This is a genomic window from Microbacterium kunmingense (genome assembly GCF_023155745.1).
Classification (GTDB): Bacteria; Actinomycetota; Actinomycetes; order Actinomycetales; family Microbacteriaceae; genus Microbacterium; species Microbacterium kunmingense.
The window spans coordinates 102,152-125,252 of the sequence record NZ_JAKNUS010000009.1 but is presented as its reverse complement, the minus strand read 5'-3'; the positions used below and the strand labels follow the sequence as shown (position 1 = coordinate 125,252).

Sequence of the window (23,101 nt, the reverse complement as noted above, 5' to 3'; positions counted from 1 at the left end):
GAGGTGTCCCGGTGTCACGGGACACGTGTCCCTGTCTTCCGCTCGTCGCGGTGGGTACGGTGTTCCTCATGCCGACGCTCGATCACGCTGGTGCGCGCCTTCACTGGGAGGCCGCAGGCCGCGAGGAAGCTCCGGCGCTGCTGTTCCTCCACGCCGGGATCGCGACGTCGGCGATGTGGGACCCGCTGTGGTCGGACTTGCAGCGTGATTTCCGCGTCATCCGCTACGACCTGCGGTGGTTCGGCAACAGCCCGTCCGACGACGTGGAGTACTCCAACCGTGCTGACGCGGTCGCGGTGCTCGATGCTGCCGGGGTCGAGCAGGCGATCTTCATCGGCGCCTCGTACGGCGGTGCGGTCGCGATCGACACCGCGCTGGAGTACCCCGACCGCGTGGCGGGACTCGTGACGATCGGATCGGGCCCGAGTGGTTTCCCCGACGTCGAGCCCACCGGGCGCGAGAGGGAGCTGCAGGCGCCGATCGAGGAGGCCGAGGAGGCGCGGGACTGGGATCGCCTCGTAGAGCTCGAAGCCCTGTTCTGGGGCGTCGGACCGACGCGCGAGACCGCCGACGTCGACCCGATCTTCCTCCAACGACTGCGCGAGCTCGGGCACGAGAACAAGCCCCTCCTCGACGGCGACCCCCGCCCGGTGCCGATGGAGCCGCGGGCCTACGGCCGGCTCGGCTACATCACGGTGCCCGCCCTCTTCATCGTCGGCGAACACGACACCACCGCCGCCCGCGCGCAGGCCGAGCATCTCGCCGAGGCCGTCGACGGGGCATCCCTCCATGTCTTCCCCGGCACGGCGCACGTGCCGAGCATCGAGTATCCGCAGCCCTTCCTCGGCCTGCTGCGCGAGTGGCTCACCGAGAGGGTCGCCGGCTGATGGCGTACGCTCCTCGCCCGCGGCTCACCCTCGGCATCTCCATCGTCGGGACTGTCCTGGTGACGCTGTACGCGGTGTGGGCGTACATCCACATCATGGTGCTGAACCCCCTCGCCGCCGTCCCGGGCCTGCCGCTCGAGGAGATCTGGCGCCAGGTCGACGCGTCGCAGGGATCGACCCACCGGGTCCTCGTTCCCGCGATCCTCGTGCTGGGCCCTCTCCTCGCCCTGGCGCTCCTCGTCGTCGGACAGCGATGGGCGCCGAGCAGGCCGGGAGGGATCGCGGCGGGATACCTGTGGCTACACGTCCTCGGCGCGCCCGCGGAGTTCGCCGCGAGCTTCTCGCCCGGCATGAACCTGGCCGATACCTACGCCATCAGCGGCGCCGACGCCTCGCCGTGGGGTCTGCCGCTCCTGGCGATCAGCGGCCTGGCGTTGCTCGCTCTCATCGTGCTGGGCGCGGCCATCGGCGTGCGCGGCGTGCGCGACACCGGCGCAACGCCTGTCGCCGCCGGCTGATACCAGGGCGTCGCGCGCGCGACAAGCCCGGATCGCGTAAACCGGCACCCGAGACACACTGGTCGCGGAGGATCGCACCAGATGACGTCACCACAGCCGCCCGGCCTGTCGCTGTTCGTCGAGCCGGCAGACGGGGTCGAGCAGGCGCTCGCCGCCGCATCGGTCATCGACGGGTTCGGCGTCGATGTGTCGGTGACCCTCGCCTGGGCTGCGGAGGTCGGACGGATGCTGCCCGCCGACGCCTCACTCACCGACCGCTGGCAGCTTCTCGCCGGAACGGCGTTCCTCGATGTCGGCGCCGCGCGCATCCTCGAACCGCACCTCGACGCGCTCGCCATCCTCGACGAGGCAGGCGTCGAGCCCGACGAGACCGCGACCTGGGGCGTCTTCGCCGCGGAGGGTGCCGGCACGCGGCTGACAGCCGTCCGAACGGATGCCACGGGCTGGACGCTTCGCGGAACCAAACCCTGGTGCTCCCTGGCCGGATCGCTCTCGCACGCCCTCGTGACCGCCTGGGTCGACGACGAGCAGCGCCGTCTCTTCTCCGTGCCGCTCCGGCACGACACCGTCACGCCCCACCCCGGTCCCTGGCATGCGCGGGGCCTCTCGCAGGTGGTGAGCGCGCCGGTAGATTTTGCCGGCACCCCCGCCACACCGGTCGGCGATGTCGGCTGGTACCTGCGTCGCCCCGGCTTCGCGCACGGCGGCGTGGGCGTCGCCGCCGCCTGGTGGGGCGGGGCGATGGGGCTGCTGCCGGCGCTGCACGCGGCGGCGAGCAGCGAGCGCGCCGACCAGGTCGCGCAGCTGCACCTGGGCGACGCCGATGCAGCGCTGTGGGCGGCGCGGGCCGTGCTCGCTGAGACCGCCGACGTGTTCTCCGCCGGGCCCCGCGCCGACGCCGGGCTGCTCGCGAACCGGGCCCGCACGGTGACTGCGCGGGCGGCGACGCTCGCGCTTGAGACCGCCGACCTCGCCCTCGGACCGCTCCCGCTCGTCGCCGACGAGGCGCACGCGCGGCGGGTCGCCGACCTGCACGTCTATCTCCGTCAGCATCACGGCGCGCGCGACGCGGCGCGGATCGGACGCGAGCTCGTCGCATCGGAACAGCCGTGGTGAGTTTCAGCCACCTCGATCCGGGCACCGACGAGGAGCGGTGGCAGGCCGCCTTCGACGCGCGCCGGCTCCCCTCCGCCGACACCGACGTCGACGCGCTCGTCGTGGTCGCCGCGCACCCCGACGATGAGACGCTCGGTGTCGCCGGGCTCATGCACACCGTCGCCGGCCGCGGCGGTCGGGTGATCGTCGTCGTCGCGACCGACGGCGAGAACTCCCACCCCGGCTCGCCCACCCACACGCCCGACGACCTGCGCTCCGTGCGCCGCGGCGAGGTGCGGCAGGCTCTCGACACGGTGTGCCCCGCGGCATCCGTTGCTTTTCTCGGCCATACCGACGGCGGCCTCGACGCCGTGCAGACGCGGCTGACCGGCGAGATCGAGGCCCTGGTGCGGACGGTGGGAACGCCCCGCTCGAGGACGCTGGTCGTCTCGCCGTGGACCGGCGATGCGCATCGTGATCATCGCATCGCCGGCGAAGCCGCCCGCGCCGTCGCCCGGCACCTCGGCGTGCGCTACCGGGCGTACCCGATCTGGCTCTGGCACTGGGGCACCGCCGACGATCCGCCCTGGGGTCATATCGAGCTCGTACCGCTCAGCGCCGAGACCCGTCGCGCCAAGGTCGACGCGCTCGCCGCCCACCGCAGTCAGACGGCCGCCCTGTCCGGCGCGCCCGGTGACGAACCGATCGTGAGCGGACGGATGCTGCAGCACTTCACGCGCGGCTTCGAGACGCTGATCCGCGTCGATGACGACCCGGTGCCCGACGAGGCCTGGCACGGCTCGACGCCCGAAGAGCACTTCGACGACCTCTACGCGCGCCGCCCCGACCCGTGGGGCTTCGAGACCCGCTGGTATGAGGAGCGCAAACGCGCGGTGCTGCTGGCATCGCTGCCGCGGGCGCGGTACGCGCGGGGCGTGGAGCTCGGGTGCTCGACGGGGGTGCTCACCGCGCAGCTCGCCGAGCGGTGCGACGCGCTCCTCGGCATCGACTTCGCCGAGGCGGCGCTCGAGACCGCGCGGGAGCGGCTGGGCGAGCGGGCGAACGTCGAGCTGCGGCGGGCGACGCTCCCGGTGGAGTGGCCCGAGGGCACGTTCGACCTCATCGTGATGTCGGAGGTCGGCTACTTCTGGGACGCCCCCGACCTCGAGCGCGCGATCGCCCGGGCTATCGGCTCGCTCGGGCCCGACGGACACCTCGTCGCGTGCCACTGGCGCCACGCGGTGGACACCAACCCGGTGAGCGGCGACGGCGTGCACATCGCGCTTCGGACCCAGCGCGATCTCGCCGTGGTGGTGCGGCATGAGGAGGATGACTTCCTGCTCGAGGTCTTCGGCCGTCCCCCGGCACGGTCGGTCGCGCACGAGACGGGGATGCTGTGACCGCCGTGGCCGTCGTCGTGCCCGTGCACGACGAGGAGGAGCTGCTGCCGGGGTGCCTCGCGTCGATCGCCGCGGCGAGGGAGGTGGCCGAGCGCGCGGGGGTGCGGGTCGAGGCCGTCGCGGTGCTCGATGCCTGCACCGACCGTTCGGCCGCCATCGCCCGGGATTTCGGGGTTCCGACCATCGAGGTCGCGGCGGCGCGGGTCGGCGCCGCGCGACGGGCGGGCGTCGTCGAAGCGCTCCGGCGCCTTCGGGCCCTCGACCCCGCCGAGGTGTGGATCGCCAACACCGACGCTGACTCCGTCGTGCCCGCGAACTGGCTCAGCCACCAGGTGACGCTGATGCGCGCCGGGTCCGATGTGGTGCTCGGGACGGTGCGCCCCGACTTCGCCGACCTCGCGCCGGCCCACGTCGCGTACTGGCGGGCGACGCACCACCGCGGCCGCCCGAACGGCAACACCCACGGGGCCAACCTCGGGGTCCGCGCGAGCGTCTACCTCGCCGCGGGCGGCTTCACTGAGGTGCCCGAGCACGAGGACGTCCGTCTCGTGCAGGCGGCGCGGGCGCTCGGCGCGGCCATCACGGCGAGCGATGCGGCCGAGGTGGTGACCTCGGGTCGATACGAGGGGCGGACCCCCGGGGGCTATGCCGCCTTCGTCCGCGCGACGGCGGCGCAATTCGCGTGAGCTGTCGGCGCCGCCTCCTACACTCGGCCTCATGCGCCACGGCATCGTCATCCTCCCGCAAGAGCCTTGGGCCCGAGCCCGCCGGAAGTGGGAGGCGGCCGAGCAGCTCGGCTTCGACCACGCCTGGACCTACGACCATCTCTCGTGGCGGTCCCTCGCCGACCAGTTCTGGCACGCGACGATCCCGACGCTGACCGCCGCGGCTCTCGCGACGAACACGATCAGGCTCGGCACCTTCGTGGCGTCGCCGAATTTCCGGCATCCGGTTCCCTTCGCCAAGGAAGTGGCGACGCTCGATGAGATCTCGGGCGGACGGATGCTGCTGGGCGTCGGATCGGGCGGCACCGGGTTCGACGCCTTCGTGCTCGGGCAGCCCGAGTACACGCCCCGCCAGCGGCACGAGCGGTACGTCGAGTTCGTGGCCGGGCTCGACGAGCTGCTGCGCTTCGAGACGCCAGGCTCGGGTGGCATCAGCTTCAGCGGCGAGTGGTACACCGCCCGGAACGCCCGCATGGTGGGGGAGCCGGCGCAGCGACCCCGTGTGCCGCTGATCCTCGCGGCGAACGGGCCGAAGGGTCTCGCCCTCGTCGCCGAGCGCGGCGACGCGTGGGTGACGACGGGGCCTGAGGGCAAGCCCGAGGAGGCGTGGTGGCAGGCGATTGCGGGGCTCTCGTCGCGGCTCGACGACGCTCTGGCGCGCGCCGGCCGCGAGACGGCGACGCTCGACCGGTACCTCTCGCTCGACTCGGAGAGCACGTACTTCCTGGAAAGCGTGCAGAAGTTCGAGGATGCCGCGGGTCGCGCCGCCGAGCTCGGTTTCACCGATGTCATCACCCACTGGCCGCGGGCCGACGGCGTCTACGCCGGCAGCGAGGACGTGCTCGTCGAGGCGGCATCGCGGTTCGCGTAGGCGACGTGCGCTGAGCGCGTGACAGGGTGGGGCCGTGAAACTCTATTCCGACTTCGCGCCGCAGCGGACCCGCCAGATCATCGCCGACGCGGTCGCGCTCGCCGCGATCATCGTGTGGGTCTGGTTCGGCATCACCGTCTACTCCGCGGTCGCGGCCCTCGCCTCCTTCGGGGTCGACATGCAGCGTGCCGGGAGCGGATTCCAGCAGTCGATGACCGATATCGGCGATCAGCTGGCCGGGGTTCCGCTGATCGGCGGCACCGTGCGGGCTCCGTTCGACGGGGCGAGTTCGGCCGGTGCGGCGCTGGAGAGCGCGGGGGAGAGTCAGCAGGTGCTCGTGCAGCAGCTGGCACTGACGCTCGGACTCGGGATCGCGCTGATTCCGACGGCGATCGTGCTGGTGATCTGGCTGATCCCCCGCATCCGCTTCATCCGGCGAGCGGGACGGGCGAGAGTGGTGCTGCGCAGCGGCGCGGGTGTCGACCTGCTCGCCCTCCGGGCGCTGGCGAACCAGAAGCTCACGGCGCTCGCCGCAGTCGACCCCGACGCGTCGGGGGCGTGGCGGCGGGGTGACCCGGCGGTCCTGGCGCAGCTGGCGGCACTGGAGCTGAAGTCCTCGGGTATCCGGATGCGACCGAGCAGCGCCGGGGCGGCGGGCTAGAGCTTCTTCTTGCCGACCCGCTGCTCCGCCATCTTTCGGACGACGTCGAGCGCCCCGGGAACGTACTCGCCCCACGAGTCTCCGACCTTGGCGAGGTCGAGCTTTCCGGTGTGCACCTGCTCGCACAGTCGCATCCACCCCTCGCCCATTGCGACCGTCAGCGCGGCGGCGACACTGGCGTTGACCGCATTGCCGGCGCCCGGGATGAGCTTGAGGAAGCTGCGCGCCAGCGCCTGGCCCGAGATCTGCACGCCGAGCTGCGCGAGCGCGCCCGCCGACATCATGGTCTTCAGCTCGAGGTCGTAGATGGCGGCGATGCGCCCCATCATTCCGAGTTGGATCGGCGCCAGGGCCAGCGCGTCACCGACGGGAATCGGCGTCGCCGCGACGCCCGCGGCGAGACTGGCGGCGCCGGTGATGATGGGGCGGGCCATTTCGCGCTTCCAAGGGAGGTTGAGTCGTTGGGCGATGCGAAACGCATCCTTCGCGTCGGCGGGCGACAGCGCGAGGGTCTCCGCGACGAGATCACCGAGCCCGTGGCCCGCACCCTTTCCGTCTTTCTCGCGCGTGGAGGTGGGCATGACCCGGGCGAAGGGGATGGTGATCGGCCGCCCGTGCTCATCGACGGGGTTCTCGAGCCAGTCGATGAACTCGCGGGTGCCCTTGGTGGGGCGGCGGCTGCCCTTCAGCGCGTTGCGCTCCCAGTCGACCTTCGTCAGCACCAGGATGACCGGCAACCCGCGGGCATCCAGTTCCTGGATCATCTCGATGTCGGCGCGCGTGAGGCGGTCGTCGTTGGCCTTCACGCAGTACCAGACCACCGCGATCTGCTCGTTGCGCGGGTGCTGCTCGATGGTCTTCAGGTGCGCGCGCAGCTGCTCGCGGGGCGGCACGGCCGAACCGATCTCGAACCCCTCGATGTCCCAGATGCCGAGGGAGTCGTCGTGGTAGTACGACACGCCCTTCGTGACGGGGAGTCCCTTGCCGACGGCCGCCCAGTCGCGCTGGAAGACGGCGTTCACGAGCGACGACTTCCCGACGCCGGTGTTGCCGATGACGGCGAGGTTGAAGCGGCCGTAGCGCGACTTCGCCTCGGACGTCGCCTCGAGGAACGGCCGCTGGTCGATCTGCGGCTTCGGTGCGGACGGATCGGCGGCCATGCTCGAAACCCTACGCGCGAACGGTCCTCAGGGAGTGCGCGGCTCGGCTGATTCCAAGCGATGGAGGACGGATGCCGCGACCGCGGCCACCGGCGCCGACGCATCGATCCGGTCGTGGGGGCCCTGCCACGGCTCGAAGGCCTCGGCGCGGGAGCGGACGTCGCTCCACGACGGTTCGCCCACGTGGGCGAGTCCGCGTGCGCGGCCCTCGAGTCGGCGGCGGTGCTCGGCGGTGTCGGCGAGCTCGAGCACGAAGAAGTGCGGCGTCGTGCCGGTCGCCGCGCCGGCCCGTCGCCAGGTGTCGCGCGCCGGTTCGCTGTCATTGACGGCGTCGATGATCACGGTGCAGCCCAGTCGGAGGTTCTGCTCCGCGGCGGCGCGGACCGCTTCGTAGGCGGCCACTCCGGTCGTCCACCCCGGTTCCATCCCCGCGCCGAGAAGCGCGTCTTCGACACTGTCGATCGAGAGGTGGACGGCGTCGAGTCTGCGGGCGACCTCGGCGGCGACGGCGGACTTGCCGGTGCCGGGAAGCCCGGAGATGACGACGAGTACTCCTCGTTCTCTCGGCGAAAGCGCGGTCGCTGCGTTCCGGGTGGCCAGTTCACCGAAGGCCGCGACGAGCTCGGCAGGGTGGACGACCTCGATGGCGGTGTCGAATCGGTTGAGGGACGCCGCGAGCGCGATCCATGACCATGAGCCGACCTCGAGACTGCACCGGTCGTCGCCGAGGTCTTCGACCACGCCATCGCCGGCGAAGGGGAGCACGGCCCGGGCGGGAAGGTCGAGGATCACCTTCCCGATGCACGGCCAACGGTCGCCCCGGTCGGAGCCCTTGAATCGTCCCGACACGTAGGCGGCGACGTTGCCGCCGGGGATCGGGCGCGGGGTGAACCGTGGACCGGTGGGCGTCCGGGGGGCGAGGCGATCGACGCGATAGATCCGCCAGTCGGAGCGGTCGAGATCCCAGCCGACGAGGTACCACCGGCCCTCGAAGACGACGAGGTGATGCGGCTCGACGCGCCGTGGTCGACCGGCGTAGTCGAAGCGCAGCACGTGCTGGGCGCGGATCGCGGACGACACGGCGACGAGCACCTCGGGCGAGACGGCCCCGGGGGTCGCGTCGCCGATCCTGCCCGGAATGGCGGTGAAGTCGAGTGCGGTGAGCCGATGGCGCAGCCGGGACGGCATGACCTGGCGGACGGTGGTGAGAGTCCGAAGCGCTGCGTCCTCGATCCCGACGCCCGACACGGTGGCGGCCTGCAGGGCGATCGCCAGGGCGACGACCTGGTCGTCGTCGAACAGCAGTGGGGGCAGTTCGCTGCCGGCATCCAGTCGATATCCGCCGATGGGTCCCATGGTCCCGTCGATGCGGTACCCCATCTCCCGCAGTCGGTCGACATCGCGGCGCACCGTTCGGGGGCTGATCCCGAGTCGCTCCGCGAGGAGGGAGCCGGGCCATTCGCGCCCGGTCTGGAGAAGCGACAGGAGGTTCAGCAGCCGCGAGGTGCTCGCCGTCGTCATATCCCGAGAGTAGGTCGTATATAGGACCGAAGCTGACCTAGACGGCTGAAAGCCTTGTTTCTGTCGGCGAGGGCCGGCGTCGTCCTGACAGGGAGAAGATATGAGCATTCAGACCACAACCCACCTGAACTTCCGCGGCGATGCGCGGGAGGCGCTGGAGTTCTACCAGTCCGTCTTCGGAGGACACCTCGCCATCAGCACCTACGCCGATTTCGGGATGCCGGCCGATGTTCCCGGTGCCGAGAAGGTCGTTTTCGGTGTGATCGCCGCCGAGAACGGGTTTCGGATCATGGGGTACGACATCCCGGGTCAGACCGACGGCGGTGTCGCCGGCGGTGGCGTCACACGTCGGGAGAACAACACGACGGTGACCGATCAGGCGCTCTTCCTGTCGCTCGCTTCCGACAGCTTCGATGAGCTCCAGGGCTACTGGGACAGGCTGTCGGTGGATGCGACGATCGTCGAACCGCTCGCGGCATCCGCGTGGAGTGCGGGGTTCGGCATGCTCACGGATCGCTTCGGCGTCACCTGGAGTGTCAGCGTCATGTCGGCTGCGTAGACCGCGCCGGCCGCTTCGGCGGCTTCGGCGGCTTCGGCCCGAGTGTGGCGGAGTGCACCATGGTGACATGAGGACTCTCGACGCCGTGGATGTGGGGGACATCGCCGGCGACCGCGGCGCCATGCTCGTCGTATGCGAAGGCGGATGAGGTCGAGATGGTGTCGCCGCAGGCGCTCGATGAGCACCACCGCCGCATTGTCGCTGCGTGGGCGGCCGATTGCGCGGAGCGGGTGCTGCCGCTTTTCGAACGCGTCGTTCCGGATGATCCCCGCCCGCGCGACGCGATTGCTCGTGCCCGCGGGTTCGCCGTGGGGACGTTGGACGCGGTTGGGGAGATCCGGCGGCGCTTCGTGGCCGGTCGGGCCGCTTCCGGGGTGGGCGATGCTGCTGCGGTGGCGGCGGCCCGCGCGGCTGCGCAGGCGGCGGGGGTGGCGCATATGGGGGCGCACGCGCTGGGGGCCGCCGCCTACGCGGCGATAGCCGCCGGGTTGGCGGCGCCCGACGACGCGGACGCTGCCGCCGCTTCGGGTGAGGAGGTCCGTTGGCAGATCTTAGACCTGTCGGCGGCGGCGCGGGACGCGCTCCGGCGGCTTCCGCTGCTGGGAGAGGACAGCGCCGGCCCACTGGGCTCCGGCCTCCTCGCCCGCGGTGACCTTGCGGAGCATATTCGACGGATCCAGGCGGCGGTGACCGGTTCGGAGACCTGAATCGGCGCGCGATGACCGCTTGGCTCCTCGATGCCGCCGGGCCCCCCGTCGCGGTCGCGAGACGCGCGTGCCGAGGGTCTGCCCGTGGCCCCGCACGACAGTCGCAAGAGCGCGGGTCGCAGATTGTCAGAAGGGTGCGGGTTGTCAGAACGGTGGGGGTATTCGGGGGTCGTCGGGGTGTTCGCTGGTGATGCGGAACTCGATGCCGGGGTTGGTCCAATTCGCCCACACGTCCTCAGGCAAATCCTCCTCCGGGGTGAAATGCACCCCGTGTCCGGGTGGGTTGTCGATGTAGACCCGGCCGGTCGGGGAGGTCCACTCGATGACGCCGCCGTCGAGTTGTTTCACTTTCCAGGCGGTGAACTGTTTCATGCTGTGGTGTCGTTGACACAGGCAGCACAGGTTGCAGATCTCCGTCTTCCCACCCAGCGCGGCGTCGTGGTTGTGGTCGACCTCGCACTTGCGGGCGGGCATGCGGCAGCCGGGCCACCGGCAGTGCTTGTCCCGACCTTTGAGGAACCGGTCCATGGCTGTGGTGCGCTGGTAGGTGTCCACCGCCATCGTCAACCCCGTGATCGGGTGGACGAGGAGCCGCTCCCACGTGTCGTAACTGTTCCCCGCCAGCAGCCTCGCGGTTCCCGCATCGATCGGTCCCACCCCGGCAAGATCGCACGGGACATCGCTCTTACCCATGAGGGCCATGACGGGGATCACGACCTGCACCTTCGCTTTGATCGCGCCGAGCCCGCCCGGCCGTCCACCGGGACCGACGGGGTCACCGGTGGGGTCGTTTGTGGGGATGGCGGTGAGGAGCATATCGGCGAACAGGTCCGCACGCACCTCGTCCAGGGACCGGGTGTCACCCGAGCCCGGTTCCCGGGCGGCGATGACGGCGTTGGCCTGGTCGGTGACGCGTTGGAAGATCCCCTCGATCAACACCGAGGAATGCGCAGACCGCAGCTCCGACATCCCCTCCCCGATCGTGTACCGGACGATCTTCCGCCCCCGAAACGCCTCCTCGTGCCGCTCCGTCAACGTCCGCGGGTGCATCCGCTCCGCGAGGATCTCCAACTCCGCCCGGGCACGACCCGGCGTCTCATCGAGGCAGATCTCCGCGGCGAGCTGATCGAACTCACCCTTCAGCCCGGTGGGGATACGTCGGCCGATGTCCTCCACCACCGCCACATGCGCCCTAGTGAGCAACCCCTTCTCCAGACAGTGCACCGTCGCGGGGAAGTCGTTCACGAGCGTGTAGGCGGAGTCGATCTGGCGTTGCACCGCACGGTCGGACACCCGCACCGCCGCCGCGATCTCCGCCGCCACACCCCGGAGCGCCATGTCCCGGTCCCGCACCACCGCAGACGACCCCTCCGCAAGCCGCGCCGCGAACGCCCCCGCCTCAGCCAGCGCCCGCGCCTGCTCAGCTTCGGCAGCCGCGAGCGCCACCTGCGCGGCCTCCACCCGGGTGAGCACCCCGCTCAGCTCACCACGGTCCTCGTCGCTGAGGAGGGTGAGCCGCGGGTTCGAACGCATGTATGAAGCATCCCACCACCCTCCGACATCCACACCCGAAACCCTCAACCACAGGATGAACCCCGTTGGGTGAGCGGTAGCGGGCTTCCAGGGTGGAGGCTCTCAGGGGTGAATGCCTGGCAGGACACCTGATCTGTCGCCGTCAAGACGCTCGGTGTTGCCCTCCGTCATGACCGGGGACTGTTCGCGGGGCCACACCAGTCGGCCGTCGCGACGCTCTGGGTCGTAGACCTCTACGTGCACGGGCAGCGGTGTTCCTGGCTCGCCGAACGCGGCGCGGTGATCGTTCGGACAGCCCTCGGTCCCCATGCAGCGGAAGCCCTCCGGATAAACGATCCAGGGGGTGGACTCGAGAGCCCAATCCGGCAGTTCGGTCAGCGGCTCGGGTGCAGCGGATCCGGTGGGCGATGCGGCCTCTGCGGCACGCGTGGCAGGCGGAGCCGGGTCGGCCGCCGGAGAAGAAAGAATCGGAGCAATCGTGAGGGCGATGGCGCCCGCCACGGCGAGAACGCCGGCACCGGCCACGACCTTGGAAAGCTTCATGACGAGAAGCTTCGCATCCGTGGGGAAGCATTATCCAGTCGACTGCTCGCGGGGCCCGCGGATTCGTAGGCTAACCGTCCCATCCGAGCCCGGTGTCCGACCCCCCGAGTAGACAGGCAAGATGCCCAAGACCGCCGCGCCCCTGCTGCAGATCAGCCGCATCTACGCCGAGGATGCCGCGCTCGAACTGCCCCGTGGCCAGGAGATCGTCGCCCGCTGGCCCGACGCCGATATCGTGCCGGTCGCCTCTCATTGGCAGATCCCCGAGGTGCACGGCGATGAGACCAACGTCGCTCGCTGGGTACGGATCAAGACCGAAGCGCTCGTCCTCGGCGTGAAGAAGAGCGTCGTCACCCGTACGAACGGACGGTCGGCCGACTTCATCGCTCCGTCGACGGCCAATGGGTGCGCCATGGCCTGCGCGTACTGCTACGTCCCGCGCCGAAAGGGCTACAGCAACCCGGTCACCGTCTTCGCGAACATCGACCAGATCACCCGTCACCTCGCGCGACACATCGCCGCGCGGGGCGAGAAGACCACACCCAACCAGTGCGACCCCGACGCGTGGGTGTACGACATCGGCGAGAACAGCGACTGCTCGGTCGACGCGATGCTGAGCGAGAACGTCCGTGACCTCTGCGAGCTGTTCCGGATGACGCCGACGGCGAAAGCATCCTTCGCCACGAAGTTCGTCAACCGAGAACTGCTCGACTGGGATCCCGCAGGGCGGGTCCGCGTGCGTTTCTCGTTGATGCCGCACGCCGTGGCGAAGGTCACCGACATCCGCACCTCGCCGATGAGCGAGCGCATCGCCGCCATCAACGACTTCGTCGACGCCGGCTTCGAGGTGCACGTGAACTTCTCACCGGTCATCCTCACCCCCGGCTGGATCGAGGAATGGACGGCCCTCTTCGACGAGCTCGACGCCACGCTGCATCCTCGGGCGAAGGCGCAGCTCGCGTGCGAGGTCATCTTCCTCACCCACAACGAGCAGCTCCATGACGTGAACCTCGGATGGCACCCGAAGGCCGAAGAGCTGCTGTGGACGCCTCAGAACCAGGAGCCGAAGCTCTCGCAGAACGGCGCGGTGAACGTGCGCTACCGCTACGGCGTGAAGAGCGCCGCCGTCGCGCAGCTGGAGGCGCTCATCGGCGCGAAGCTCCCGTACTGCCGCGTGCGGTATGCGTTCTGAGTAGCACCTACGGCTAGCTGCGCCGCTCGCTCGTCCGGGGGTAGCAGGCGCGCGCGAATGACCCGACGGTCCGGATGCGACACCTCGCCGATCTGCGCACGCTGACCGCTCCCCGCGCGGGCCCGACGAACGAAGCCAGCGGCGCCGCGAGCCGGCTCGGCGCCGGGGCCCGGCGCCGGCGCGCGTGCAGCCGGTGTCACCGCGCTCGGCCCGAGTCACCCCACCCCCGAGCGTTCGTTCGTCGCAGACGTACGCCCTCGGGCCCCGACCGCGTACATCTGCGACGAACGAACCCTGAGGGATGGGCGTGCCGGGTCGGGGCCGCCGGGGGCGCCGTGCCGCTCGCCCTTCGTTCGTCGCAGATGTACGCCGTGACCCGGCCCGCGCGTACATCTGTGACGAACGAAAGGTGAAACGCGCGGCGCCGCCGGGCGCCCACGCCGCGCGCCACACCGCCCCATCTCTCGCGATCGAGAGACCCCGCCGCACCCCCGTTTGAACCCGCAGCGACCCTAGGTTAGGCTCACCTAACGTGAGGACCGACACCGAGACGACCACACCGACGAGCGCGCTGCGCGGCGATTCCCTCGCCCTCAGCTACGGTCGCACCCGCGTGGTGCACGACGTGTCGCTCCACCTCCGCCCCGGCGTGGTCACGGCTCTCATCGGCCCGAACGGCAGCGGCAAGTCCACCGCGCTCCGCGCGCTCGCGCGCCTCCACCGCATCGACGCCGGCGACGTCCACGTCGACACCCCCGCCGGTCCCCGCGACGCCGGCACCCTTTCAGCCAAGGAGTTCGCCAAGGCCGTCGCCATGCTGTCGCAGTCGCGCCCCCACCCCTCGGGCCTTGAGGTGCGCGACATCGTCGCCCACGGCCGCCACCCGCACCGCAGCCGCTTCGCCGGTCTCAGCGACGCCGATCGCGCGGCCATCGACCACGCCCTCCGCCTCACCGGGCTTCTCGCCATGGAGCACCGCCCCGTCGACGAGCTCTCCGGCGGCGAGCTCCAGCGCGTGTGGCTGGCCACCGCGCTCGCGCAGGGCACCGGCATCCTGCTCCTGGACGAGCCCACCAATCACCTCGACCTGCGCTACCAGGTCGAGACGCTCGACCTCATCTGCGACCTTGCCGACCACGGGACCGCCGTCGGCGTCGTGCTCCACGACCTCGACCACGCGGCCCTCATCGCCGACGAGGTCGTGCTGATGAGCCGCGGGCGCGTTCACGCCGCCGGCACCCCCGACGACGTGCTCACCGCGGCGAACCTCACCGAGGTCTACGAGTTCGCCATCGATACAGAAGTGGATGCCGCAACGGGGCGCGTCCGCGTGATTCCGCGTGGCCGCCACGACGCCCGGAACAGGGCCCGCGCCCAAGCCGTCACGCGCCACCTGCACGCCGTCTCCGCCTGACGCCGACGCCGACGCCTCACAGGCCCACCGCCCGCACGGCGCCGCGCCCCGGCATCCGCTCTTCTCTTCACCGCACCCCCCCACCCATCGATGGAGTCCGTCATGACCAAGAAGCCCCTCGCCGCCCTCGCCGGCGCCGCAGCCCTCGCCCTCGCGGTCACCGGCTGCGGTACCACGCAGAGCACCCCGGCCGCCGACGCCAGCGGCGCAGCCGCGACCTCCACGAGCGAGGGCTGCGCCGACGACACCACGACGACCTCCACCGGCCCGGTCGAGCTGACCGACGCCTTCGGCCGCACGGTCACCCTCGACCAGCCCGCTGAGCGGGTCGCGGTGCTCGAGTGGCAGCAGATCGAAGACGTGCTCACCCTCTGCCTCACCCCGGTCGCGGTGGCCGACGCCGACGGGTACCGCACGTGGAACTCCGCCGAAGAGCTTCCCGAGAGCGTCGAGAGCGTCGGCACCCGCCAGGAGCCGAACCTCGACGCCCTCTTCGCCACCGAGCCCGACCTGGTGATCGTCGAGGCGTATACCCGCGACGATGCGATCATCGACCAGCTCGAGGAGTACGGCATCCCCGTTCTCGCCACCATCGGCGCGAACGCCGAAGACCCGATCGCGCAGATGCTCGACACCTTCGACCTGATCGCGCAGGCGACCGGCCGCGAGGAGCGCGCCGAGGTCGTCACCGAGAAGTTCGAGCAGCACCTCGCCGACGCCAAGGCCGAGGTCGAGGGTGCCACGCCCGAGGTCTCCGACTTCGTCTACATCGACGGCTACGTCGACGGCGGCAACGTCTCGATCCGCCCCTTCGGGCAGGGCTCGCTCGTCGGCGAGCTGGGCGAGGAGCTCGGCCTCACCAACGCCTGGACCGGCGAGGTCGACCCCGCCTACGGCCTCGGCCAGACCGACATCGAGGGCATGACGACGGTCGGCGACGCCAACTTCTTCTACACCGGCACCGAAGACCCCGACTACGAGAGCTTCATCGACGCCGCCGAGTCGAACCCGGCGTGGGCATCGATCCCGGCCGTCGCCGAGGGCCGCGTCACCGCGTTCCCCGCCGGCATCTGGACCTTCGGCGGCCCCCGCTCGGCCGAGCAGATCATCGACGCGTACGTCGCCGCCATCACCCGGTGAACATGCGGTCGGTGAGCGAGGGGGCTCCAGGCTCCCGGGCCCAGGGTGCAGACCGGACGGATGCTGCGCCCCACGCCCCTCGCTCATCGACCGCCCTCGGGCTCGGCGTGCTCGCCGCGCTCTTCGTGGTGCTCGTCCTCTCCGCGGGCTGGCATCTGACGCAGGGGACGAGCGGCGCGGTCTTCGCCGACGCCGACGTGCTCTGGGGGTCGCGCATCCCGCGCCTGGCAGCCGGGGTCGCGGTCGGCGTCGCGGTCGGCGTCGCGGGCCTGCTCATGCAGTCGCTGTCGCGGAACGCCCTCGCCTCGCCCGACACCCTCGGGGTCACCGCCGGGTCGTACCTGGCGATCACCGCCGTGGCGGCGTTCGGCATCGCGGTGCCGTTCTGGGCGTCGGGGGTCGTCGCCTTCGTCGGCGGGCTCGCCGCCGCGGCGCTCGTGCTGGGCCTTGCCGGGGGAGCCGGCACCTCGACCACCCGGCTCGTCCTTGCCGGATCGGCCTTGGCGCTCGCGTTCCAGGCCGGCACCTCGGCGCTCCTGGTCCTGTTCTCCGAAGAGACCAAGGGCCTGCTGGCGTGGGGGAGCGGCAGCCTCTCGCAGCTCGGCCTCGAGGCGTTCCTGCGCGCGGCGCCGGTCGTCGTCCTCGCGCTCGTCCTCGCCCTCGTGCTCTCGCGCCGCCTCGACGTCCTCGCCCTCGGCGATGACACTGCCTCGTCGCTGGGGGTGCCGATCCGCGCGACGCGGGTCGCCGGCATCCTCATCTCGGTGCTGCTCACCGCCACCGCCGTCACCCTCGCCGGCCCCATCGGATTCGTCGGCCTCTGCGCCCCCGTGCTCGCGCGGCTGCTCGTGCGGGTGGTGCCGGCGCTCGGGCGGCACCTGCTGCTGATCCCGCTGTCGGGTGTGATCGGCGCGATCGTCGTCATCCTCGCCGACGCGCTGCTGCGCGCCCTCATCGGCGCCGAGGGCGCCATCGCGGTGCCGACCGGGGTCGCGACCACCGTGTTCGGGGCGATCGTGCTCGTCGTGATGGCGCGGCGCCTGCGCGACTCGGGCCCCACCCGCCGGCCCCCGTCGATGCGCATCGGCGTGCGCACCCCGCGCCGGTTCGTCATCGTCGTCGCCGCGTCGGCGCTCGTCCTCGGCGGGGTGGTGCTCGCCGGGATGCTGCTCGGCAGCACCCGCCTGCTCACCGGCGATATCGTGCTGTGGCTCACCGACTCCGCGCCCCCGCTCGTTGCGTTCGCGCTGGACGAGCGCGCTCCGCGCGTCGTCGCCGCCGTCGTCGCGGGCGCCGCGCTCGGGCTGTCGGGCAGCATCACGCAGGCGGTCAGCCGCAATCCGCTCGCAGAGCCCGGCCTTCTCGGCATCACGGGCGGTGCCGGCCTGGGTGCGGTGCTGGTCGTGACGAGTGCCACGGCGAGCAATCTCGGGATGCTGGTGGCCGCCGTCGGCGGAGGGCTCCTGGCGTTCGCACTGGTCTATGCCCTGGCGTGGCGGGGTGGTCTGAGCGCCGACCGGTTCATCCTCATCGGCATCGGCGTCTCGTACGGTGCGGTGGCGCTCACGACCTTCGTGCTGCTGCGCGCGAACCCGTGGGACACGCCGCGCATCTACACGTGGCTGTCGGGCACCACGTACGGGCGCGTCTGGGAGCAGGTGATTCCGCTCGCGATCGTGCTCGCCATCGCGCTGCCGTTCGCGCTCGTGCGCCGCCGCGACCTCGACATTCTCGCGATGGATGAGGACACCCCGAAGCTCGTCGGCATCCGCCTCGAGCGCACGCGCCTCGCGCTGCTCGTGACGGCGGCGGTGCTCGCTGCGCTCGGCGTCGTCGCGGTCGGCGTGATCGGGTTCGTGGGACTGGTGGCGCCGCACGCGGCCCGGGCGCTCGTCGGTGCGAAGCACGGCCGGTCGATCCCGGTCGCGGTGCTGCTCGGCGCGGTGCTCGTGGGCGTCGCCGACACCCTCGGGCGGACGATCATCGCTCCGGCGCAGCTGCCCGCGGGGCTGGTCGTCGCGCTGATCGGCGCGCCGTACTTCGTGTGGCTGCTCTGGCGGTCGCGCGACGCGTGAGCGGCGGACCGACGGCGCCCATACGCCGACGGCATGCGGAACCGCTTGGAGAGCTCACCTCTCCGCCTGCACCCGCATCCGTTCGTCACAGATGTACGCCCTCACCGCTTCTTGGCGTACATCTGCGACGAACGAACCCGTGGCCGCGGGGCTGGCGCGGGCGGGCGCGGCGCAGGATCAGTAGCCGGCCCGAGGGGTCAGGCGGACCGCCCTCATAGCGCCGACGCCGGCTGTCGCACTCCGGCCGCCGCCCCAGAACCCGCCGCCTTACCACCGCTCAGCGACTCCCACGCCTCCGCCAGCATCGCGATGCCGGCATCCAGGTCCTCCACCCGGGACGTGAACGGGATCCGCAGGAACCGCTCGAGCGACCCGTCGATGGAGAACTTGGGGCCTGCGATCAGCGACATCCCGCGCGCCTGGCAGATCGAGGTCAGCGCCGACGAACCCGGGCGATCCAGCTGCACCCACATCGACAGACCGCCGTCCGGCCAGGGCATCGTCCACTGCGGCAGCCGTCGCCGGAGCGCCTCGTGCAGCGCGAACCGGTGCTCCCGCAGCATCCGCTGGCGATCCAGAACCAGCTCGTCCAACTCGCGCACCACGCGTTCGGCGATTAATTGCTCGATCGGCGGTGTGCCCAGGTCGCCGGCCGGTCGGGCCTGCACCAGCCGGCGGATCACCGCTTCATCAGCCCGGATCCACCCGACCCGCAGCCCACTCCAGATCGACTTCGACAGCGAGCCCAGAGTGATGATCCCCGACCCGCCCGTGCCTGGGTGACCTGTCGCATGGCGGGCGAACGGTCCGTCATCCCACGCCCGGTCGATCGACAGGTCGACTGTCGCCTCGTCGATCACCAGAGTCGTCCCCGCCGCACGCGCGGCGGCTGCGACGCGTGCCCGATCGTCCGGACCCATCGATGCGCCCGTGGGGTTGTGGAAGTCAGGAATGAGATAGGCGACGACCGGCCGCGAGCGTTGGATGGTCGCGATGAGGTGAGGGATGTCCCACCCCGCCGTCGTCACGGGGGAGGCGACCATCCGCGCACCCGCCCGCTGGTACGCCTCGTAGGCGTGGGGATAGGTCGGCGACTCGACGAGCGCGACATCTGACCGGGCCACGAGCGTCTGCGCGGTGAGCGCGATGGCGTGCTGGCCGCCCGTGGTGACGATGATCTGATTGCGCACCGTCGGCAGACCCCGCGCCGTGTACCGGTCGGCGATCGCCTGGCGCAGCCCGTCGTTGCCGAGCAAGTCGAAACCCGGGAATGTCGTGATGTCGGGCAGCTCCGCCGTCGTCTCGGCGATGAGCTCGCGCAACCCCGCTACGGGTGGCGGGATCGAGCCGGCGAAGTTCACGGCGTGGTTTGGCCGTCGCGAGACATCTCGCAGGTGGGGGAGGATTGCGCGACTGCCCGACCCCTGCCGGCTGACGAGGTGCCCGCTGTCGCGGAGCGCCTGATAGGTCGCCGCGATCGTGGTGCGGCTGCGGCCCGACAGGACAGCGAGCTCACGCTCAGACGGCAGCTGGGTGTCGACCGGGATGCGCCCGTCGGCGATGAGAAGCCGAATGCGACCGGCGAGCTCGGTGTAGGCGACCCTCTCGGCTCCGAGGCCGCCGGTCATGGACAGCAACTGGCGTGCGGAGAGGCGGGTTGTGGGCGCGGACATGAATCCAGCATCGCCAACTGGACCGCGCGCGCCACCCCGTGAATGGAGTTGGCTCGGACATCGGCAGGAACTGGATGCGGGAAGGCGGTCCTGAATGCTCTGGGTGACTCTGTTCGCCATCGCGGCGTCGATCGCCGCGCTCATCGCGTGGACGATCCTCGTCGTCCAGCGTGACGGCCCGGGGCCACGGCCGACACGAGCCATCTACGAGACACGGAGACCCGAATGACCGACTCCCTGGGATTCATCGGCCTCGGCCTCATGGGGTCGGCGATCGCGTCTCGGCTGCAGTCGCGGCATCCGCTCGTCGTCTGGAACCGTACCCGCGCAGCCACCGCATCCCTCGCCCAGGCGGGCGCTGAGGTCGCCGACTCCGCCGCCGAGGTCTTCGACCGGTGCTCGACGGTGTTCGTCATGATCACCGACGAGTCGGCCGTCGATGAGGTCCTCGCGCCGGGCGACCTGCGGCAGAAGACGCTCGTGCAGATGAGCACGGTGCCGCCTGCGTACTCCGTTGCGCTCGCCGCACGCGTCACCGCGGCGGGTGGGCGCTACGTCGAAGCTCCGGTGTCGGGCTCACGGCAGCCGGCGCTGAACGGTGCGTTGATCGGGATGCTGGCGGGCCGCCCCGATGCGATCGATGACGTCGCGCCCCTGCTCGACCCGGTCTGCGCACTGATCGCGCTGTGCGGCGAGCCGCCGCGGGCGATGCAGATGAAGCTCGCCGTCAACACCTTTCTCATCACGCTGGTCACCGGGCTCGCCGAGTCGTTCCATTTCGCCGAGACGCACGAGCTCGACGTACAACTGCTCGAGCAGATCCTCGGCGCCGGCCCGATGGCCTCATTCGTGTCGCGTGCGAAGGCGGCCGCGATCGTGGCGGGAGACTTCGCGCCGCAGGCGGCTATTCCGGATGTCGCGAAGAACGCCCGCCTCGTCGTCGAGGCCGCCCGCGAAAACGGCAACACGGCGACGCTGATGGAGGCGTGCCTTTCGCTGTACGCCGAAGCGGAGGGTCTCGGCCACGGCGCCGACGACATGGCCGCCGTCATCACGGCCTTTCGCGCGCGCACCGGGCGGCGGCGATCGTGACCGGTCTCCCCGTCCTCACCTATCTGCAGCGTCATGTCTCCGGCGAGCTTCTGCCCGCCGACGCGACGGTGCTGCAGTACCCGACGCCCATCTCCCAGCTGCTCGGGATCGAGATCGTGGCCGTCGATGAACGTGCGGCAACGGTCCGCATGGCGGTCTCCACGCGGGTGCACGGCAATCAGCAGGGAACGCTCCACGGCGGCACGATCGCCGAGGTCGCCGACGCCGCCATCGGAACGGCGCATTCCACCGTCATCCGAGAAGGGGAGTCGTTCGCGACGATCGAGCTGAGCCTTCGTTTCCTGCGCCCGGTGTGGCACACGACGCTCGCGGCGGGGGCCTGGTGCGAGCACGCCGGACGCACCGTCTCGCACTACCGCTGCGAGATCCGCGACGACGAGAATCGCCTCGTCGCCATCGCCGACAGTGCGGTCATGACGGTACGGGGAGCGGACGCGGACCGCTCCGCGCCGCGACACGGAAAGGAGGCCACGAATGCGGGAGATCACATTCGAGGATGACGCTGCCGAAACCATCCGCTATGACGAGGTGCTGCGGGTTCCCGCCCTCAGTGTCGGCCGGTACGTCCTTCCCGCCGGATCGGTCGACCCGCAGCAACCTCACACCGAGGACGAGATCTACCTCGTGCGGTCGGGGCGTGGCATCCTCCGAACCCCCACCGGTGAGGCTGCCGCCGTGCCCGGCGCGGTGCTGTTCGTCCCCGCGGGCGAGGAGCACCGTTTCGTCGACATCGAGGAGCCGCTCGACGTGATCGTCGTGTTCGGTCCGGCCGAGTACACCAAGAAGGAGAAGCACGGATGACCCGGAGCGTCGCCCTCGTCACGGGGGGCAGCCGCGGGATCGGGCGCGCGATCGTCGCGCGGCTCGCACGTCGCGGGCATGCGGTCGTTTTCACTTACACGTCCGACGAGGTCGGCGCGGGCGAAAGCGCGGCAGAGACCTCGGTGCTGGGAGTCGAGGTGCGGGCGGTGCGGTGCGACCTCCGAGACACCGATGCGCCGGAGCGGATGATCGCCGCCACCAAGGAGCTCGGCGACCTCGTCATCGTTGTCAACAACGCCGGCGTCACGGGCCCGATCGGGCCCCTCTCCGCAGTGACGGATGAGACCGTCGCTCAGGTGGTCGACGTCAACCTCGTCGCGACGCTGCGCGTGTGTCGCGAGGTCGTCCGTCGCTGGGAGGCGCAAGCGGCTCAGGGTGACCGCAGCATCGTCAACGTCACCTCGATCGCCGCTCGCACGGGGGCACCGGGGGAGTACGTGTGGTACGCCGCCTCGAAGGCGGGCGTCGAAGCACTGACCGTCGGACTTGCGAAGGAGGTCGCCGGTGCCGGCATCCGCGTCAATGCCGTCAGCCCCGGGACGACGGACACGACGATCCATGCGCGCGCCGGACGCCCCGACCGGGCCCGAGAGGTCGGCGCTCGTACTCCGCTCGGCCGACCCGCAACGCCCGATGAGATCGCGGCGGCTGTGGAGTGGTTGACGACGACCGACGCCGGCTACGTCACGGGCACGGTGCTCGATGTGGCGGGAGGGGTGCGATGAAATCCGGCAGCGAGGTGGACTGGGCCGCTCCCGATGCGAGGGGCGATGCACTCTTGGGGGCGGGCGCGACGCGCGCCGAGAAGATGCTGACGTACGGGGTCGGCGTCGCGGGGGCGGCGATCATCGTGTTCGCCGCGTGGATCCACCGCGCCGACTGGAATGTCGTGCAGTACATTCTGGCGGCGATCATCGCGATGGATGTCGTCGGCGGCGTCGTCGCGAACGGGCTCAACGCCGCGAAACGCGATCACTTCGGTCCGCCGTCGGCGACCGAGCGATCGATCGGCGGGAGACTCGTGCGGCGGCCGGTGCTCTTCACGGCCCTGCACATTCATCCGGTCATCGTCGGCGTGGTCTACCCTCCGCACCTGTGGTGGTGGGGCGTCTTGTGGTACATCGCGATCCTCGCAGGCACCGCGCTCGTGCGTGCCGTACCTCTCTACCTCGAGCGGCCGGCCGGGCTCGGCTTCTGCGCGCTCGCCACGATGGTCGCGGTCTCCACGCCGTCGCCGGAGATGTGGGGCTGGCTGCCGGTCATGCTGTCCCTCAAGCTCGTGCTCGCACATGCCGTGCAGGAGGAACCGTATCGGCCGGTGCGTGGGGGCGAAGGCGGCAGCCGACGTTCGCGCTGATTGCGCGACGGCTGAACCTCCTTCCTGCGCGACACGAATACGGGCACGACCTCCATGTACGGCTTTGCTCTCGTGGGGAAGGTAGTCTCACCCCGGCATTCTGCTCTCGCCGGTCTTCGCCATCATCTTCCTCGT

24 protein-coding genes are annotated in these 23,101 nt (G+C 70.9%); 19 read left to right on the top strand and 5 right to left on the bottom strand.

All coding sequences use genetic code 11. The features are described 5' to 3' along the window. Nucleotides 1–68 precede the first annotated feature (68 nt). The 7 genes from MA875_RS13535 (at nt 69) to MA875_RS13505 (ending at nt 6,157) form a co-directional block, all read left to right on the top strand. Nucleotides 69–887 carry an alpha/beta fold hydrolase gene (locus tag MA875_RS13535; protein WP_248242781.1) on the top strand — a complete coding sequence of 273 codons (819 nt, stop codon included), beginning with the start codon at nt 69–71 and terminating at the stop codon, nt 885–887. Then, nucleotides 887–1,405 carry a hypothetical protein gene (locus tag MA875_RS13530; protein ID WP_248242779.1) on the top strand — a complete coding sequence of 173 codons (519 nt, stop codon included), beginning with the start codon at nt 887–889 and terminating at the stop codon, nt 1,403–1,405. Before MA875_RS13535 ends, MA875_RS13530 begins: the two co-directional genes overlap by 1 nt. A gap of 81 nt (nt 1,406–1,486) precedes the next feature. Further along, nucleotides 1,487–2,521, top strand: a complete 1,035-nt coding sequence (locus MA875_RS13525; protein ID WP_248242778.1) for an acyl-CoA dehydrogenase family protein — start codon at nt 1,487–1,489, stop codon at nt 2,519–2,521. Next, complete coding sequence (locus tag MA875_RS17855) at nt 2,518–3,900, top strand: PIG-L family deacetylase (RefSeq protein WP_248242777.1); 1,383 nt, start codon at nt 2,518–2,520, stop codon at nt 3,898–3,900. Before MA875_RS13525 ends, MA875_RS17855 begins: the two co-directional genes overlap by 4 nt. Beyond that, on the top strand, nt 3,897–4,586 hold the full coding sequence (locus tag MA875_RS13515) for a glycosyltransferase (RefSeq protein ID WP_248242776.1): 690 nt from the start codon (nt 3,897–3,899) through the stop codon (nt 4,584–4,586). Before MA875_RS17855 ends, MA875_RS13515 begins: the two co-directional genes overlap by 4 nt. Before the next feature lie 31 nt (nt 4,587–4,617). Continuing rightward, entirely contained in the window at nt 4,618–5,496 is an 879-nt protein-coding gene (locus MA875_RS13510) for an LLM class flavin-dependent oxidoreductase (protein ID WP_248242775.1), read from the top strand. 34 nt (nt 5,497–5,530) lie between these two features. Then, nucleotides 5,531–6,157, top strand: a complete 627-nt coding sequence (locus tag MA875_RS13505; RefSeq protein WP_248242774.1) for a hypothetical protein — start codon at nt 5,531–5,533, stop codon at nt 6,155–6,157. On the opposite strand, the gene MA875_RS13500 is transcribed toward MA875_RS13505, so the two are convergent. Both MA875_RS13500 and MA875_RS17850 read right to left on the bottom strand, forming a co-directional pair. After that, complete coding sequence (locus MA875_RS13500; protein WP_248242773.1) at nt 6,154–7,317, bottom strand: GTPase family protein; 1,164 nt, start codon at nt 7,315–7,317, stop codon at nt 6,154–6,156. The two genes, MA875_RS13505 and MA875_RS13500, sit on opposite strands and share 4 nt — an antisense overlap. A gap of 27 nt (nt 7,318–7,344) precedes the next feature. Then, on the bottom strand, nt 7,345–8,838 hold the full coding sequence (locus tag MA875_RS17850; RefSeq protein WP_308221531.1) for a WYL domain-containing protein: 1,494 nt from the start codon (nt 8,836–8,838) through the stop codon (nt 7,345–7,347). Between the two features lie 100 nt (nt 8,839–8,938). Here MA875_RS17850 and MA875_RS13485 point away from each other — a divergent pair, with 100 nt between their 5' ends. Continuing rightward, nucleotides 8,939–9,397, top strand: coding sequence for a VOC family protein (locus MA875_RS13485; RefSeq protein ID WP_248242772.1), 459 nt, complete (start codon nt 8,939–8,941; stop codon nt 9,395–9,397). A 155-nt stretch (nt 9,398–9,552) separates the two neighbouring features. After that, a complete protein-coding gene (locus MA875_RS13480; protein WP_248242771.1) occupies nt 9,553–10,104 on the top strand; it encodes a putative immunity protein in 552 nt (183 codons plus the stop codon). Between the two features lie 144 nt (nt 10,105–10,248). On the opposite strand, the gene MA875_RS13475 is transcribed toward MA875_RS13480, so the two are convergent. Further along, entirely contained in the window at nt 10,249–11,637 is a 1,389-nt protein-coding gene (locus tag MA875_RS13475; RefSeq protein ID WP_248242770.1) for an HNH endonuclease signature motif containing protein, read from the bottom strand. A gap of 102 nt (nt 11,638–11,739) precedes the next feature. Next, nucleotides 11,740–12,180: a hypothetical protein gene (locus MA875_RS13470; RefSeq protein ID WP_248242769.1), complete on the bottom strand. Its 441-nt coding sequence runs from the start codon at nt 12,178–12,180 to the stop codon at nt 11,740–11,742. A gap of 121 nt (nt 12,181–12,301) precedes the next feature. Between MA875_RS13470 and MA875_RS13465 the strand changes: the two genes are divergently transcribed. The 4 genes from MA875_RS13465 (at nt 12,302) to MA875_RS13450 (ending at nt 18,001) form a co-directional block, all read left to right on the top strand. Beyond that, nucleotides 12,302–13,372, top strand: coding sequence for a spore photoproduct lyase family protein (locus MA875_RS13465; protein ID WP_248242768.1), 1,071 nt, complete (start codon nt 12,302–12,304; stop codon nt 13,370–13,372). 532 nt (nt 13,373–13,904) lie between these two features. Further along, on the top strand, nt 13,905–14,786 hold the full coding sequence (locus MA875_RS13460; RefSeq protein ID WP_248242767.1) for an ABC transporter ATP-binding protein: 882 nt from the start codon (nt 13,905–13,907) through the stop codon (nt 14,784–14,786). A 102-nt stretch (nt 14,787–14,888) separates the two neighbouring features. Beyond that, a complete protein-coding gene (locus MA875_RS13455) occupies nt 14,889–15,926 on the top strand; it encodes an iron-siderophore ABC transporter substrate-binding protein (protein ID WP_248242766.1) in 1,038 nt (345 codons plus the stop codon). Nucleotides 15,927–15,928: 2 nt separating this feature from the next. Then, nucleotides 15,929–18,001 carry an iron ABC transporter permease gene (locus tag MA875_RS13450; protein WP_248242765.1) on the top strand — a complete coding sequence of 691 codons (2,073 nt, stop codon included), beginning with the start codon at nt 15,929–15,931 and terminating at the stop codon, nt 17,999–18,001. A gap of 212 nt (nt 18,002–18,213) precedes the next feature. On the opposite strand, the gene yczR is transcribed toward MA875_RS13450, so the two are convergent. Continuing rightward, nucleotides 18,214–19,674, bottom strand: coding sequence for a MocR-like transcription factor YczR (gene yczR, locus MA875_RS13445; RefSeq protein WP_248242764.1), 1,461 nt, complete (start codon nt 19,672–19,674; stop codon nt 18,214–18,216). A gap of 94 nt (nt 19,675–19,768) precedes the next feature. Here yczR and MA875_RS17610 point away from each other — a divergent pair, with 94 nt between their 5' ends. From MA875_RS17610 to MA875_RS13420, 6 genes are read left to right on the top strand one after another with little or no spacing between them, the layout of a single operon-like run. Beyond that, entirely contained in the window at nt 19,769–19,903 is a 135-nt protein-coding gene (locus tag MA875_RS17610; RefSeq protein ID WP_282449055.1) for a hypothetical protein, read from the top strand. Continuing rightward, nucleotides 19,900–20,766 carry an NAD(P)-dependent oxidoreductase gene (locus MA875_RS13440; RefSeq protein ID WP_248242763.1) on the top strand — a complete coding sequence of 289 codons (867 nt, stop codon included), beginning with the start codon at nt 19,900–19,902 and terminating at the stop codon, nt 20,764–20,766. Before MA875_RS17610 ends, MA875_RS13440 begins: the two co-directional genes overlap by 4 nt. Continuing rightward, nucleotides 20,763–21,287: a PaaI family thioesterase gene (locus MA875_RS13435; RefSeq protein ID WP_248242762.1), complete on the top strand. Its 525-nt coding sequence runs from the start codon at nt 20,763–20,765 to the stop codon at nt 21,285–21,287. Before MA875_RS13440 ends, MA875_RS13435 begins: the two co-directional genes overlap by 4 nt. Then, a complete protein-coding gene (locus tag MA875_RS13430; RefSeq protein WP_248242761.1) occupies nt 21,262–21,588 on the top strand; it encodes a cupin domain-containing protein in 327 nt (108 codons plus the stop codon). Before MA875_RS13435 ends, MA875_RS13430 begins: the two co-directional genes overlap by 26 nt. Then, a complete protein-coding gene (locus MA875_RS13425) occupies nt 21,585–22,334 on the top strand; it encodes an SDR family NAD(P)-dependent oxidoreductase (protein WP_248242760.1) in 750 nt (249 codons plus the stop codon). The genes MA875_RS13430 and MA875_RS13425 overlap by 4 nt, the downstream gene beginning before the upstream one ends. Next, the gene (locus tag MA875_RS13420; RefSeq protein WP_248242759.1) at nt 22,331–22,966 is read left to right on the top strand and encodes a hypothetical protein; all 636 of its coding nucleotides are present in this window, start codon (nt 22,331–22,333) and stop codon (nt 22,964–22,966) included. Before MA875_RS13425 ends, MA875_RS13420 begins: the two co-directional genes overlap by 4 nt. Nucleotides 22,967–23,101: the final 135 nt, after the last annotated feature.